Raw genomic sequence first — 416 nt, 5'->3', positions numbered from 1 at the left:
ATAGAAGCTCCCGCAACCATAATGCTTCCCCAATCAAGAGGCAGCGATAATACCAACATAAATAACGGTATCAATAAAACTCGACTAACCGTCAACTTATTAGGCAAATTCATAATAATCCTCCCAAATGCAAACGGCTTTCAGCCTCGCCATTCAATGTTACCTACTTAAGATTAAGCGTAATCGTTCTGACTGTCAACGTGTCATTTTCCTTCTTATAATCAAACTTTTTGCCATTTAATTTAAGCGAAGTTGAATTTGAATTGCCTAAACTGATCGTAATCGTCGTCGTACTTTCCGGAAGTTCGACAGTATGGCTACCACCGTCATTCAACGTCCCTTGCCATACTTGAGAACCGTTTGATGAAACGGCGCTCCAAGCAGCACTGCCGCTGACGGAAAGCTCCAATTTGTTC

General features: G+C 41.8%; 1 protein-coding gene. It reads right to left on the bottom strand.

Annotation, left to right across the window (positions count from 1 at the left end; all coding sequences use genetic code 11):
* Positions 1-163: 163 nt before the first annotated feature.
* On the bottom strand, positions 164-416 hold a 253-nt coding region (locus tag KJQ99_RS09930), incomplete at its 5' end, for a RodZ domain-containing protein (RefSeq protein WP_214150745.1).

Source organism: Campylobacter sp. 2018MI13 (genome assembly GCF_018501135.1).
GTDB lineage: Bacteria > Campylobacterota > Campylobacteria > Campylobacterales > Campylobacteraceae > Campylobacter_E.
Note: the sequence above shows the minus strand (reverse complement) of the source record. Positions and strands in the feature narration are given on the sequence as shown.